General features: G+C 34.0%; 18 protein-coding genes. 13 read left to right on the top strand and 5 right to left on the bottom strand.

Features of this window, described 5'->3' with window-relative positions; translation table 11 throughout:
- The first annotated feature begins 11 nt into the window (after positions 1-11).
- Positions 12-1,205: a macrolide family glycosyltransferase gene (locus FS802_RS10550; protein WP_098654275.1), complete on the top strand. Its 1,194-nt coding sequence runs from the start codon at positions 12-14 to the stop codon at positions 1,203-1,205.
- A gap of 356 nt (positions 1,206-1,561) precedes the next feature.
- Positions 1,562-2,929, top strand: coding sequence for a lytic polysaccharide monooxygenase (locus tag FS802_RS10545; RefSeq protein ID WP_098654276.1), 1,368 nt, complete (start codon positions 1,562-1,564; stop codon positions 2,927-2,929).
- Positions 2,930-3,059: 130 nt separating this feature from the next.
- Here FS802_RS10545 and FS802_RS10540 read toward each other — a convergent pair whose 3' ends face one another.
- The 3 genes from FS802_RS10540 to FS802_RS10530 all read right to left on the bottom strand — a co-directional run bounded on the left by FS802_RS10540 (position 3,060) and on the right by FS802_RS10530 (position 4,588).
- Complete coding sequence (locus FS802_RS10540) at positions 3,060-3,494, bottom strand: GNAT family N-acetyltransferase (protein WP_098654277.1); 435 nt, start codon at positions 3,492-3,494, stop codon at positions 3,060-3,062.
- Between the two features lie 106 nt (positions 3,495-3,600).
- Positions 3,601-4,263 carry a ribose 5-phosphate isomerase A gene (gene rpiA, locus FS802_RS10535; protein WP_033657767.1) on the bottom strand — a complete coding sequence of 221 codons (663 nt, stop codon included), beginning with the start codon at positions 4,261-4,263 and terminating at the stop codon, positions 3,601-3,603.
- 4 nt (positions 4,264-4,267) lie between these two features.
- Entirely contained in the window at positions 4,268-4,588 is a 321-nt protein-coding gene (locus FS802_RS10530; protein WP_001125372.1) for a 2Fe-2S iron-sulfur cluster-binding protein, read from the bottom strand.
- Between the two features lie 142 nt (positions 4,589-4,730).
- Here FS802_RS10530 and FS802_RS10525 point away from each other — a divergent pair, with 142 nt between their 5' ends.
- Both FS802_RS10525 and clpP read left to right on the top strand, forming a co-directional pair.
- On the top strand, positions 4,731-5,417 hold the full coding sequence (locus FS802_RS10525) for an RNA polymerase subunit sigma-70 (RefSeq protein ID WP_000337485.1): 687 nt from the start codon (positions 4,731-4,733) through the stop codon (positions 5,415-5,417).
- Positions 5,418-5,438: 21 nt separating this feature from the next.
- Complete coding sequence (gene clpP / locus FS802_RS10520; RefSeq protein ID WP_000991621.1) at positions 5,439-6,020, top strand: ATP-dependent Clp endopeptidase proteolytic subunit ClpP; 582 nt, start codon at positions 5,439-5,441, stop codon at positions 6,018-6,020.
- A 43-nt stretch (positions 6,021-6,063) separates the two neighbouring features.
- Here clpP and FS802_RS10515 read toward each other — a convergent pair whose 3' ends face one another.
- Positions 6,064-6,921 carry a glycine betaine ABC transporter substrate-binding protein gene (locus FS802_RS10515; RefSeq protein WP_098654278.1) on the bottom strand — a complete coding sequence of 286 codons (858 nt, stop codon included), beginning with the start codon at positions 6,919-6,921 and terminating at the stop codon, positions 6,064-6,066.
- Positions 6,922-7,092: 171 nt separating this feature from the next.
- On the opposite strand from FS802_RS10515, the gene FS802_RS10510 reads away from it, so the two are divergent.
- On the top strand, positions 7,093-8,298 hold the full coding sequence (locus tag FS802_RS10510; protein ID WP_000370615.1) for a quaternary amine ABC transporter ATP-binding protein: 1,206 nt from the start codon (positions 7,093-7,095) through the stop codon (positions 8,296-8,298).
- Positions 8,291-9,127 (top strand): ABC transporter permease, encoded by an 837-nt coding sequence (locus FS802_RS10505; protein ID WP_098654279.1) that lies wholly within the window; start codon positions 8,291-8,293, stop codon positions 9,125-9,127. The genes FS802_RS10510 and FS802_RS10505 overlap by 8 nt, the downstream gene beginning before the upstream one ends.
- Before the next feature lie 48 nt (positions 9,128-9,175).
- Here the strand turns inward: FS802_RS10505 and FS802_RS10500 are convergent, their stop codons facing one another.
- The gene (locus FS802_RS10500; RefSeq protein WP_141545961.1) at positions 9,176-9,412 is read right to left on the bottom strand and encodes a hypothetical protein; all 237 of its coding nucleotides are present in this window, start codon (positions 9,410-9,412) and stop codon (positions 9,176-9,178) included.
- 217 nt (positions 9,413-9,629) lie between these two features.
- Here FS802_RS10500 and FS802_RS10495 point away from each other — a divergent pair, with 217 nt between their 5' ends.
- The 7 genes from FS802_RS10495 to FS802_RS10465 all read left to right on the top strand — a co-directional run bounded on the left by FS802_RS10495 (position 9,630) and on the right by FS802_RS10465 (position 13,078).
- Positions 9,630-9,797, top strand: coding sequence for a glycine zipper domain-containing protein (locus tag FS802_RS10495; protein WP_098654281.1), 168 nt, complete (start codon positions 9,630-9,632; stop codon positions 9,795-9,797).
- Between the two features lie 100 nt (positions 9,798-9,897).
- A complete protein-coding gene (locus FS802_RS10490) occupies positions 9,898-10,389 on the top strand; it encodes an HIT family protein (protein ID WP_255291334.1) in 492 nt (163 codons plus the stop codon).
- Complete coding sequence (locus tag FS802_RS10485) at positions 10,373-11,197, top strand: PP2C family serine/threonine-protein phosphatase (RefSeq protein WP_098654283.1); 825 nt, start codon at positions 10,373-10,375, stop codon at positions 11,195-11,197. Before FS802_RS10490 ends, FS802_RS10485 begins: the two co-directional genes overlap by 17 nt.
- A gap of 68 nt (positions 11,198-11,265) precedes the next feature.
- Positions 11,266-11,589 carry a DUF4181 domain-containing protein gene (locus FS802_RS10480; RefSeq protein WP_071742437.1) on the top strand — a complete coding sequence of 108 codons (324 nt, stop codon included), beginning with the start codon at positions 11,266-11,268 and terminating at the stop codon, positions 11,587-11,589.
- Positions 11,590-11,616: 27 nt separating this feature from the next.
- Positions 11,617-12,060, top strand: coding sequence for an NUDIX domain-containing protein (locus tag FS802_RS10475; RefSeq protein WP_098654284.1), 444 nt, complete (start codon positions 11,617-11,619; stop codon positions 12,058-12,060).
- Positions 12,061-12,079: 19 nt separating this feature from the next.
- Positions 12,080-12,460 (top strand): DUF4181 domain-containing protein, encoded by a 381-nt coding sequence (locus FS802_RS10470; protein ID WP_098654285.1) that lies wholly within the window; start codon positions 12,080-12,082, stop codon positions 12,458-12,460.
- Between the two features lie 39 nt (positions 12,461-12,499).
- Complete coding sequence (locus FS802_RS10465) at positions 12,500-13,078, top strand: uridine kinase family protein (protein WP_098654286.1); 579 nt, start codon at positions 12,500-12,502, stop codon at positions 13,076-13,078.
- The last annotated feature ends 42 nt before the right edge of the window (positions 13,079-13,120 follow it).

The raw sequence follows: 13,120 nt of genomic DNA, 5'->3' as shown, positions 1-13,120 counted from the left end.
GAGTGTTTAAAGTGGCACGTGTTTTATTCATTAATGCTGGATCAGAAGGACATATAAATCCAACGTTGCAAGTTGTAGAAGAATTAGTTTCACGCGGGGAAGAGGTAGTTTATTTTTCAATTGAATCTTTTAGAGATCGTATTGAGAGAACGGGTGCTACTGTACGAACAATTGACGAGCAAAAGTTTTTAAAAGCTTTTCTTTCTGGTGGTCGAAATTATTTATCAGAGAGAATAAATGGTCTTTTACATACGGCAGAGGTTATTATACCAAATGTTCTTGAACAAATTGAAGGGGAACATTTTGATTACATCATTCATGATTCAATGTTTGGTTGTGGACATATAATTGCTCAAATTCTAAAGCTTCCAGCAATAAATTCCTGTACATCGTTTGCACAGGATGAAAAATCATTTGAACAAATGTTAGACCACTTGTCTAAAAATATCCCCGTGGAAGTTCAGGATAAGATACATAATGATTTTGAAAGCTTAACGAAGGGAATTGCAGAAAAATATGGTGTTGAAATAAACTCACAGTATGAAGTTTTCTGTAATCCAGCGGCACTTACTATTGTGTATACAATAAAGGAATTCCAACCTTTTGGAGATATGTTTGATGAAACATTTAAATTTGTAGGTCCATCCATCTCTACACAAGTAAAAAATAAAGAGTTTGATATTACTACACTTGAAGAAAAAAGCCCGATTTACATTTCATTAGGTACTGTTTTCAATGAAGCGCTTGATTTTTATAAACTTTGTATGAAGGCGTTCGAGAATAGTGATCATACAATTGTGATGTCTATTGGTAATAAAACGAAAATAAGTGATTTAGGTAATATTCCTAAAAACTTCATTGTGAAAAACTATGTACCACAAACGAAACTACTCGCATATGCAAAGTTATTTATTACACATGGCGGGATGAACAGTACACATGAAGGATTATATAACGGGATTCCACTCATTGTAATTCCGCAAAGTGCAGATCAACCAGTAATCGCAAAGCAAGTGGAGAATCTCGGAGCTGGGATTAAGTTGTCTATGAAGGAATTAACTGAGGAACAACTACGTGAAAGTGTAGAAATCGTATTAAATAATCCTTCATTTAAAGAAGCAGCTTTGAATTTGAAGGAGTCTTTCCAAAAAGCAGGTGGATATAAGCAAGCTGTTGATGAAATTACTACATTTGCAGGCCAGTAATAATTAGAAAATTATACATGAGAAGAGTGTCTATATGAAAGGATATAGGCACTCTTCTGTTATATGAAGCGAAGAATCGATTGTTTTGAAAGGTTAAATATCTGCATTATAAATTTAGGCGATAGTTTTACGTGTTAGTAATGCTTTCACAGTTTCTGCACAACTTCTGCACATATTTTAGTGATTTCTATGTCATGATATATTCATTAAGTGAAATATTTCACAAGAAACGAAATATATTCTCACTATGGTGTATGAATAAATAACACATACATCGATACAAGATTGTCTCTTGTTATTCTTTTACATCAAAGCCCACATTACACTACGAAGTATAACAAGAAGGGGACAGGAACATGAATAATCGATTTTTAAAACAACTACAAAACATGAAAATGAACAAAAAAAGTCTAGGAGCTGTTGCATTAACAGCCGGAATTATTGGCACGACACTTATTCCTCAAAACGCATACGCGCATGGTTTTGTTGAAAAGCCTGGTAGTCGATCTGCTTTATGTAGTCCAACTTATGGTGCACTAAATGTAAACTGCGGAAGTGTTATGTATGAACCACAAAGCTTAGAAGCACCAAAAGGATTCCCGCAAGGTGGCCCACTTGATGGACAAATCGCTTCTGCAGGTGGAAAATTTGGTGGTATTTTAGATCAACAAACTGCAAATCGTTGGTTTAAAAATACAATCACAGGCGGGGAAAATTCTTTTACTTGGAAGTATACAGCACCGCACTTAACGAGCAAATGGCATTACTATATTACAAAAAAAGGATGGAATCCAAATAAAGCGCTCACAAGAGCAGATTTTGAACCAATTGGAACTGTACAACATGATGGTTCTGCAGCCTCAAATCATTTAACTCACAAAATTAATGTACCTACTGATAGAAGTGGATACCATGTGATTTTAGCAGTATGGGATGTAGCTGATACAGCAAATGCATTCTATAATGTAATCGATGTTAATCTTATCAATGATGTGAAACCAGATATAGAAGCTCCAAGTAGTCCAAATGGAATTCAGACACAAAACGTAACAGCGAATAGTATAGAACTAACGTGGAACGCTTCTACGGATAATATAGGGGTAAAAGGGTATCAAATCTTCCGTAACGGAGTGATGATTGATACAGTACCAGGAACTCATTTTATTGATAAAAAATTACAACCAAGTACAGAATACTCTTATACTGTAAAAGCAATTGACGTAGCTGGAAATGTCTCGAAAGAAAGTGCAGCGCTTTCAGTAAAAACAAAAGTTGAGGCTCCTGATACAGAAGCACCAACACAACCAAAAGGATTACATAGTATGGGAACGACAGCATCAAGTGTAGATTTAATGTGGAGTCCATCTGACGATAATATTGGTGTAGACCGTTATGATATTTATAGAGAAACAGAAGGATCAATGAAAAAGATTGCAACATCTAATACGACTTCTTATATGGATAAAAATTTACTCTCTAATACTACTTATAAATATGTAGTGAAAGCTGTTGATGTAGTTGGAAATGAATCTGTACAGAGTGATATATTCACAATTACTACAAAAACTGAAAGCGCTTCATATGAAGATTGGGATGCAAAGAAAGCATATGAAAAGGGAGATAGAGTTCTACACGAAGGAAAAGTATATGAAGCAGTCCAGAGCTATCAAGGAAATGGGGATCCAAACTGGATTTATGCCTTATCATTATGGAAAACAGTGTAAGCTTTACCTAGGTATGAACTAAGAGATGATGGGCTTTGATGCAAAAAGAAATCTTGAGAATTCACTTTTCTATTAATATAAAAGGGTAGTATATGAATACATAAAGTAGTTTCATATACTACCCTTTTTATTATGATAATACTTTCATCATAAGGACGTGCGGAATACCATCTTCCATAAATATATCAGAAGAAGTTTCATAGCCTAATTTCCTATAAAATCCTTCAGCTTGTGTTTGCCCGTGTAATTTCACTTTTGTAGCTTGTTCATTACGAGCAATTTCTTCTAACGTTTGAATGATGACTTTACCTAATCCATATTTACGATAGTCTTTTAAAATACAAATTCGCTCTAATTTTCCTGCGCCGTCAACAAATCGTATACGACCTGTACCTACAGGAAGCTCGTTATAAAAAACTAAAATATGTTTACATTCCTCACCGATTTCATCGAATGTATCGAATTCATCTTCAAGAGGGACATTTTGTTCTTTTACAAATACTTCTTTTCGAATATGAAAGGCAGTTTCTAAATCTGTAAGTTCTGTTATGAGTTTGGAGTGCAAATTGTTCAGCCCTTTCTATTGTGGTGTGCTTTTGTTTTCATAGTATATCATAATGATACGCCATTAAGAGAAAATATAAAAAGCTGACTGTAAGAGTCAGCTTTCATTATAGTTCCTTTATCCCGTTTTTTGTTCCAATAATCGCCTTACTAGTCATATTAACAAACAACCCTGTTTCAACTACACCTGTAATCATTTTTAATTGAGTGTGTAAATTGGTAGGATTAGTTATGTTATAAGGGAATATACAATCAATAATCATGTTATTGTTATCGGTAATAAACGTTTCATTATTTTTTAAACGTAACGTTGTTTGACAACCTAAAGATTGAATTTTCCTTTCGGTTTGTTTCCATGAAAAAGGTATAATTTCAACAGGTAATGGGAAAGTACCTAAATGTGTTACAAGTTTCGATTCATCAGCAATAATAATTAGTTCTTTGGAGGAAGTGGCAACAATTTTCTCGCGAAGTAATGCGCCACCACCACCTTTTATAAGCTGTAAATTAGCATCAATTTCATCCGCTCCATCAATTGTAAGATCAAGACTTTGTACGTCGTTTAACGAAATTAGAGAGATGTTTAGTTGTTTAGCTAATACTTCCGTTTCTTTTGACGTTGGTACAGCTTGAAATGATAAGCCTTCTTTTATACGCTCACCTAATTTTTGTATCGCCCAATATACAGTAGAACCTGTACCAAGTCCAACTTTCATCCCATCTTTTACAAAGTTAGCAGCATATTCACCAGCGAGCTGTTTGAAATTCAGCATATCATTCTGCTGGACGTGGGCCTGCATCAAGACCTGAATTTTCTACTGTAAGTATAGGACGAATGACTATATCTTTATGTACGTGCATTTGGCATGATAAACGTAAGTGATCTTCAATTCCTTTTTCTGTAATCGCATTTTTTTCATTTGTGCTCGCTTCACAGAAATCACCCGCTATAATTTCAACTCTACAAGTAGTGCAACGTGCTTTACCACCGCAACGATGGAGAATATGTACACCGTTATCTTCAATCGCTAATACTAACTTTGTTCCTTCTTTCACATCAAAAGTTCCCGCACCTTCAATTGTTAATTTTGGCAAATTTGTTCCTCCTCACGTAAAATTGTACATAACATATTTATGACCGCGAATTATTGAACATAAACATAATTTTTTTATATGCCCGTAACTTTTTTATTTGTTGAATCGTTAATTAAGTAAGCGCTGAAAAGGAGTGGTTATTTTGTGCACAAAAGTAACTCATATTTTAAAGAATCATATCGATATGAATCATTCAAATATAAACTTTTTAATTGAGCAATATGGAGAATTGAAAAGGTATTGTACATTTTTAACGAAAAATAAATGGGACGGCGAAGATCTTGCCCAAGAAACAGTTTGTAAAGTTCTTCAAAAATATAGTAATAAAGATATTTGTATGACGCTTGTATATAAAATAGCTAGAAATCGCTGGATAGACCAGATGAAATCAAAATCAGTTCATGAAAAAATAAAGGAACAAATTATTTTTGATGCCCCACAAGAGAACATTGCAGATTTGCATGAAATGGTAGGGAAAGTATTATCGTCATTAAATGTACAGCAATCCGCAATTTTACTATTAAAAGATGTGTTTCAATATAGTATAGCTGATATTGCTAAAGTATGTTCCGTATCAGAAGGTGCAGTGAAAGCTTCTTTATTTCGGAGTAGAAATAGGCTGAAAACTGTAAGCGAAGAAGGGATAGAGATTGTCGAATTCACAGATGATATTGAAGTTGTAGTAACGTCTATTCGTGAGGAGAGACCAGAATTATTAACGAAACTCCTTCCGACAATAGATTTTACTAAGTTACCATCTATACAGCCAGTCTTATTGTTTTATGCGAAAAACCCTTCTTCCTACAGTTGTATGCTTTGTGCGGCATAACAATTATTGGAGGGATTTAAAATGAATGCAATTCCATATGTAGTAGAACAAACGAAATTAGGAGAACGTTCCTATGATATATATTCAAGGTTATTAAAAGATCGCATTATTATTATCGGTTCAGAAATAAATGATCAAGTAGCGAGTAGTGTCGTAGCTCAATTATTATTTTTAGAAGCGGAAGATGCAGAGAAAGATATATATTTATACATCAATAGCCCAGGTGGTTCAACAACAGCGGGTTTTGCCATATTAGATACGATGAATCTCATTAAACCAGATGTACAAACGCTATGCATGGGATTTGCAGCATCATTTGGTGCATTGTTATTATTATCAGGTGCAAAAGGAAAACGGTTTGCGCTCCCTAACAGTGAAATTATGATTCATCAGCCACTTGGTGGTGCGCAAGGCCAGGCAACAGAAATTGAAATAACAGCGAAAAGAATACTAAAGTTAAAGCGTGATATTAATAAAATGATTGCAGAAAAAACGGGGCAATCAATTGAAAGAGTAGCACATGATACAGAAAGAGATTATTTTATGACTGCTGAAGAAGCGAAAGAATATGGGATTGTAGATGATGTTGTTACGAAAAAATAAGATAAACAGGCTAGAGGAATAGCATATCCTCTAGCCTGTTTTATTAATCTTTTACCCATTCATCAACTAGCGCTTGATTCTTTTCAATCCATTTGCGCGCCGCTTCTTCAGGGTCTTTCGTTTTATTTAACATGACCATTAATGTACCAAGCTGCTCATTATTCATTTTCCATTTATCAAAGTATTTTATAACATCCGGGTGATCTTTTTCGAAACCTTTACGAACAGAGTAATAAATGTCATCTTTTTCACCATATACTTTCTTAGGGTCTTTTAAATATTTTAAGTCAAATTCTGAAAAGCCCCAATGTGGATTCCAAAGCGTAACAGCGATTGGTTTCTTTTTCGTATATGCTTTCTTTAGTTCACTCATCATCGCAGCTTCTGAGGATTGGACAAGTTTTAATTTTATATCATATTCCTTCATCGCTTTATTCGTTAAATTCATAAGACTACTACCGGGTTCGATACCGACAATTTTATTATCTAGTTCATCTTTATGAGCATTTAAATCTTCGATACTGTTTATGTTTTTCACATAAGAAGGGACGACAAGGCCAAGTCCAGTACCTTCATACCATTTTGATTTTAAGACAATATCATCTTTATAACGAGCATTTAGCGGTTTATCCGTAACAGGTAGCCATACTTCTAAATTCGCATCCACATCACCGCGAGCAACGCCAGTCCAAATTGCAGCTTTTTCTAAATACATGAGCTCAACTTTGTAGCCTTTTTGTTCTAATAGAACTTTCCACATGTTTGCCGTTGCAATGTTTTCTTTCCAACTTGTTACACCAAGTTTAATTTTCCCTTTCGAATTTGCATTTGTTGCATTACATGAAGAGAAAATCATAGTAATAAATAATGCAAGGCATATAAGCCATATTTTCTTTTTCATCGAAACCCTCCTAAGAAACGTTTGCCTTTTTAAATAAATGTATAAGTAAGCATTCTTATTATGAACGGAAACGAGAATTTTAAAGAAATCTTATGAATGTCATTTTTATGTAATATTTCTTTGCAAAATCGCAACACTATATGAATAGATGGGTAGAAAAGGAGTAGTGACATGGATAATACAAAGGTGCGTGTTGAAAACGTAACAAAAGTATTTGGGAAACACCCGCAAAGAGCGCTGTCTTTATTAAAAGAAGGAAAAAGCAAATCGGAAATTTTGAAAGAGACAGGAATGAACGTTGGTGTAAAAAAGGCAACCTTTGAAGTATATACTGGAGAGATTTTCGTTATTATGGGTTTGTCTGGTAGTGGGAAATCTACGTTAGTTCGGATGTTAAACCAATTAATTAAACCAACAGCAGGGCATATATACATAGATGGTGAAGATATCGCAACGATGGGAAAAGAAGAGTTGCGAAGAGTGAGAAGAACGAAGATGAGTATGGTGTTTCAAAAGTTCGCTTTATTTCCACATCGTACAGTGATACAAAATGTTGCGTACGGGTTAGAGATACAAGGAGTTCAAGTAGAGGAACGGGAGAATAAAGCATTAGAATCGCTACAGTTAGTAGGACTTGATCATCATAAAGATAATTATCCTAGTCAACTTAGTGGCGGTATGCAGCAGCGTGTTGGAATTGCAAGGGCATTAACAAATAATCCAGATGTATTGTTAATGGATGAGTCATTTAGTGCTTTAGATCCACTGATTCGCAAAGAAATGCAAGATGAATTGTTAGAGCTACAAGATAAAATGGAGAAAACAATTATATTTATTACACATGATTTAGATGAAGCGCTTCGAATTGGTGATCGGATTGCGTTAATGAAAGATGGAGAGATTGTTCAAATTGGAACGCCGGAAGAAATTATGATGAGCCCTGCCAATGAATTTGTTGAGAAATTTGTTGCGGACGTAAATTTAGGAAAAGTAATTACGGCGGAATCTATATTAAAACGACCAGAGACTTTATTAATTGATCGTGGACCGCGTGTAGCACTTCAAATTATGAGGAATGCAGGTGTTTCAACTGTATATGTTGTAAATAAAAAATATGAATTTTTAGGTATATTAACTGCGGATGATGCGAGTAAAGCCGTTCAAAAACAATGGCCAATTGCTGATTTATTACTTAACGATATTCCGCATGTGTATTTAGATACTTTACTGGAAGAAACATATGCAAAAATGGCGGAGATGAAATATCCGTTACCCGTAATTGATGAGAAGAAAAGGCTAAGAGGAATTATTAAACGCGAAAGTGTCATTCAAGCTCTTGCAGGTAATATTGAGGAAGAGGTGAAAGACGATGAGTAGTATACCACGTATTCCATTAGGGGAATGGGTCGATTCATTTGTTGCAAGTTTATATGAGCACTTTGAAGGCTTATTCCGAGGATTCTCTTATATTATCGGTGGATTCGTTGATTTACTCACTAATTTTTTAACAATAATACCAGCTATATTGATGATTATTATCCTTTGTTTCCTCATTTGGTACACAACGAGAAAAGTATCTTTAATTGTTTTTACACTCATCGGTTTATTATTTATTTTAAATATTAACTACTGGGCACAGACGATGCAAACATTAGCACTTGTACTTACGTCTGTTATTATTTCAATTATTGTAGGAATCCCAATCGGAATTTTAGCTTCTCAAAATGAACGTTTTTCAAAATTTTTAAAACCGACATTAGATTTTATGCAAACAATGCCGGCTTTCGTATATCTCATTCCTGCGATTACATTTTTTGGAGTAGGTGTTGTACCTGGGATTATCGCATCAGTAATCTTTGCAATGCCACCGACAATTCGTTTTACTGACTTAGGAATTAGACAAGTTCCAGAAGATTTAATTGAAGCAGCGAATGCGTTTGGCTCTACCGCATCACAAAAATTATTTAAAGTACAATTACCACTTGCAACTGGAACGATCATGGCTGGTGTGAACCAAAGCATTATGCTTTCTTTATCTATGGTAGTAACAGCATCTCTTGTAGGAGCACCAGGTCTTGGAGTTGATGTATACCGCTCTGTAACACAAGTTAATATCGGAATGGGATTTGAAGCCGGACTAGCTATTGTTGTCATTGCGATTATATTAGACCGTATTACACAAGGATTTCATCAAAAAAGAAGATAAAAGGAAAACACACTTTATTATACAAAGTGTGTTTTTTTGTTCAAAAAATTACATACGAACGATAACAGAACCGCCAGCTGGTGCACAAACATGGTTTTGTTGTTGTTCCATTGATTTAATTAAATGATTATTCTCTTCGATTAATGAGATTAATTTCGCTAATTGACTTTCAAGACTTGCGATACGCTGCATCATATATTGTGAATCATGATGCAGTGTATTTCTTACGGGATGGGGGGAATACACATATTGTTGATTTATATTTGGATTCCAGTGAGGATGCATTTAAATCTTTCCTCCTTCAATAAATTACAAAGCTTTCTTATAGTAAATGCCTATGTATAATTAGTGGTTACTTGAAATTTTATTATGATAAAAGGATTATGTACAGAAAATGGAAAATGTTATATATGAAGTTAAAGTATATTTTGGGGAAATATTCAAGTGAGATAGTGAATATATTAATACATTCAAGTAAGTGTATGTTATTTAGGGAGAAACGATGGGAGGCGATGCAATTTTGGCTAAAAATAAAAAAAGAAATGATGCATTGGCGATAGGTGTCGGTATAGGGGTTGTAATTGGTGTGTTTCAAGGGTTCTTTACTAATAATTTAGTAATCGGAATTGTGATTGGAATTGTAATTGTGATTGCGTTTTTGAAGAAATAGTGAGTTGTAAATTTATTTAAAAAATCGCTTCGTTAAAAGAATGAATTTTCGGAATATAAATCCTGTTTTTCCTTTTTTTATGATATTATAAATAAAAAGGATGGTGATGGATATGTCAACAAACAATCAAGTAGAGCAAAACTGTTTTATTTGCGAAAAATATAGAGGAAATATTACAGTTCCAGGTGGAGCTATTTACGAAGATGAACTCGTTTACGTTGGACATGTCCACTGGGATAGTGAAGAAACATACCTTGGTTATGTAATGATAGATATAAAAAGACATGTACCTGGCCTTGCCGAACTAGCAGATGAAGAAGCAAAAGCGTTCGGACTTATAACAAGTAGAGTAAGTAAAGCGCTAAAAGAAAGTGAAGGTGCAGAACATATTTACACTTTTGTTTCAGGGAATGGTGTACCACATATGCATATGCACATCATACCGCGTTATCCAAATACACCCAAAGAGTTTTGGTCACCAACTGAAGTAGCGAAATGGACTGGTGCGCCATATGGTGACGCAGAGAAAATCAAAAAACTATGCGAAAGAATACGAAAGTATATGGTGAGTGAATATGCATACAACAAATAATAGACAATATTCATGGGTTGGAAATAAGAAGATGTGTTTAGACGAAGTTTCAGTAAAACAATATGGTGATATCGCACTCGGTGCATATGGCGGGAATATAAGTGCTGGAGCAAAAAAGAATGAAGATGGTGCGTTAGTTTGGTCAAATGGTGATTGGGAATTTGCAGCTATTTTAGATGGACATAATAGTGCGGAAAGTGTTGATTTAGTAGTAAATACAATCCAAAAGGAATATGAAAATATAAAAGTAATGATGAATGAATCGATTGATACAGTATTTCGATCTGTTGAAAATCATATACTTACAATTTTTCAATCCTCTTCATTTAAGGAAAAGTGCCAAAGCATTAAAGGTGAAACAGCTTGCTTAATATGTGTAAGAAAAGAAAATTATATATGGTGGTTGTCTATTGGCGATTGCCTCATTTATGTATTTCATGAAGAGTTACATAAGTTAGGACAATATGCATTAAATCAACGTCATTTTTACGAATGGATTGGAAATGTAAACACTTTTACTTTACCAGTCCCTTGCTATTCAACAGGAATTCGTGAATTACGTGCTGGAAAGAATCGAATTGTAATGGTTACAGATGGGGTATTAGAATGCGGGGAACGTCATTATGAAACACCATTGAATCTGTATAATGATATGAATAGAAATAATATAGAACTTGAAGAAAGTGTTCATCATGTATTAGAGCACGTTCATCATCAATTCGGACGAGATAGTGCGACAATTATTAGTTGGGACGTTGAAAACAAAGAGAATGCTACATATCCGAGTGATCAACCGGATAAAAGGTAAAGGAGGAGACATCACTGCTTTTAGTTAAAGGGATTTTATTAGTATTATGGATCATATTATTAGTTATTTTGGAAAAAGTAGTGAGAAAAAAATTAAATATACCGAAACAAACTGACTGGAATAGTAAATATGTAAACAACGCTCATAAATGGGGCACTAGGGCTCTTATCATTTCTTATATAATTGTAACGATGATATGTGCCACTTTAAATCCTATTTATATTAGTAATTTACCCATTTTATTTTTAATAATTTTATACTGCTTTCAATCATATATGGAGTGGAAATATGATAAAGAATCGAGGGAATATGTCATTTCTTTAGGAACAGTTCCATTATTAATAATAACAGGAATTATGATTAATCTTTTCTTTTATAACTATTGGATTTAATCATATGTGGAATGAATGGGGAGACAAATGAAAAATCCTAAATTACGTGCTGAAGTAATGATTTTAAATGAAGATCATTCTAAAGTGCTTGTTCAATGTGATGAGAATGAAGCATTTTACCGTTTTCCAGGATGTTCTATTGAATTTGGCGAGATGGCACAAGAAGCAATAATGCGGGAGTTGATGGAAGAATATGATTTGAAAGTTGATGTTCAAAAGTTAGCAATTGTAAGTGAGCATATTTTTGAGTGGAAGAATGAAAAAGGACATCACTGTACATTGCTACATTGGGGAACTGTTGAAGAGATAATTACCAATGAAATAAGACATAAAGAACATGCGGATATTATATTAATATGGAAAAGTATAGAAGAATTAAAAACGAAGCCAACATGCCCTGAAGGGATTGTAAGTTATTCACAAAAGGATAACTGTCATGTAATCCACTTTATTTTAAATAATGCAACGTAGTAATAGGAGGGGATTGAACATGTGGAATTCTTCTGTTTGGATAATAATTATAGGAATTGCTATAGGCGGATATTTTTTAGAGCAGTTTTTAAGAAGAAAGTTGAATATGGAGAAGAGAGGTTTCTTTGGATATAAGTATGTAAATAGCTTGCATGTAAAATTGGAAATTGTATTGTTTATTATTTATTTTGTAAGTAGTATGATTTATGTTAATAGCGATGAAAATGCAAACATAGGGTATGCCTTTTTCATTTTTTTTGCAACGTTATGGACGTTACGCGCATGGATGGAGTGGAAATTAGATAGAGAATCGAAAGAATACATCCTTTCAACAATCGGTTTACTTGCATTTGTAGTTATGATTTCATTGCTACTTTACTTCGATCCGATTTCAGCGTAAAAGTAAGTCTATAGATATAAAACGAGGGGATGAAATAGTTTGGGGTTAAATAAAATATTAGAACAAATTCGAGTGAAGTCTGTAGAGCAATCACTACTAATAATAGGTATTGATGGTTGTGGCGGCGCAGGAAAAAGTACGTTAGCTAATAAAATAAAAAGTAAGTTTTCAACTGTAACAATTGTTCATATGGATGATTTTTATTTACCATCCTCACAAATTATAAATGAACATCCTATGAATAAATCGATTGGTGCAGATTTTGATTGGAAACGCCTTTTACAAGAAGTTTTAGATCCGATTAGTAATGGCATTGAAGGATGTTATAAACGTTACGATTGGGAAACGGATTCTTTAGCAGAAACTCATACTGTCCCTGCAATCGGAATTGTTATTATAGAAGGTGTATATGCAACACGTCAGGAGCTGGCGGAAATGTATGATTTGAAAATATGGGTGAATTGTCCTCGTGAAACACGTATAAAAAGAGGGATTGCTAGAGATGGCGAACCAGCACGTGATATGTGGGAAAACAATTGGATGGTTGCTGAAGATATGTATGTAGAAAGTCATAAGCCACATGAATTTGCAGATTTTATTATTGATGGTACAAATTAAGAGTTAACTAATAAATAAGAAACCATTTAGTAGTAAATGGTT

This window comes from Bacillus sp. DE0042 (assembly GCF_007680225.1).
In the GTDB taxonomy this organism is placed as follows: domain Bacteria; phylum Bacillota; class Bacilli; order Bacillales; family Bacillaceae_G; genus Bacillus_A; species Bacillus_A wiedmannii.
The sequence above is the reverse complement of the archived record's forward strand: the minus strand, read 5'-3'. Positions and strand labels throughout refer to the sequence as shown.

Coding starts and splice junctions, on each gene's coding strand:
- FS802_RS10545 (WP_098654276.1), top strand. CDS start 1,562: ATGAATAATCGATTTTTAAAACAACTACAAAACATGAAAATGAACAAA.
- clpP (WP_000991621.1), top strand. CDS start 5,439: ATGAATGCAATTCCATATGTAGTAGAACAAACGAAATTAGGAGAACGT.
- FS802_RS10515 (WP_098654278.1), bottom strand. CDS start 6,921: ATGAAAAAGAAAATATGGCTTATATGCCTTGCATTATTTATTACTATG.
- FS802_RS10510 (WP_000370615.1), top strand. CDS start 7,093: ATGGATAATACAAAGGTGCGTGTTGAAAACGTAACAAAAGTATTTGGG.
- FS802_RS10505 (WP_098654279.1), top strand. CDS start 8,291: ATGAGTAGTATACCACGTATTCCATTAGGGGAATGGGTCGATTCATTT.
- FS802_RS10500 (WP_141545961.1), bottom strand. CDS start 9,412: ATGCATCCTCACTGGAATCCAAATATAAATCAACAATATGTGTATTCC.
- FS802_RS10495 (WP_098654281.1), top strand. CDS start 9,630: ATGGGAGGCGATGCAATTTTGGCTAAAAATAAAAAAAGAAATGATGCA.
- FS802_RS10490 (WP_255291334.1), top strand. CDS start 9,898: ATGGTGATGGATATGTCAACAAACAATCAAGTAGAGCAAAACTGTTTT.
- FS802_RS10485 (WP_098654283.1), top strand. CDS start 10,373: ATGCATACAACAAATAATAGACAATATTCATGGGTTGGAAATAAGAAG.
- FS802_RS10475 (WP_098654284.1), top strand. CDS start 11,617: ATGAAAAATCCTAAATTACGTGCTGAAGTAATGATTTTAAATGAAGAT.
- FS802_RS10470 (WP_098654285.1), top strand. CDS start 12,080: ATGTGGAATTCTTCTGTTTGGATAATAATTATAGGAATTGCTATAGGC.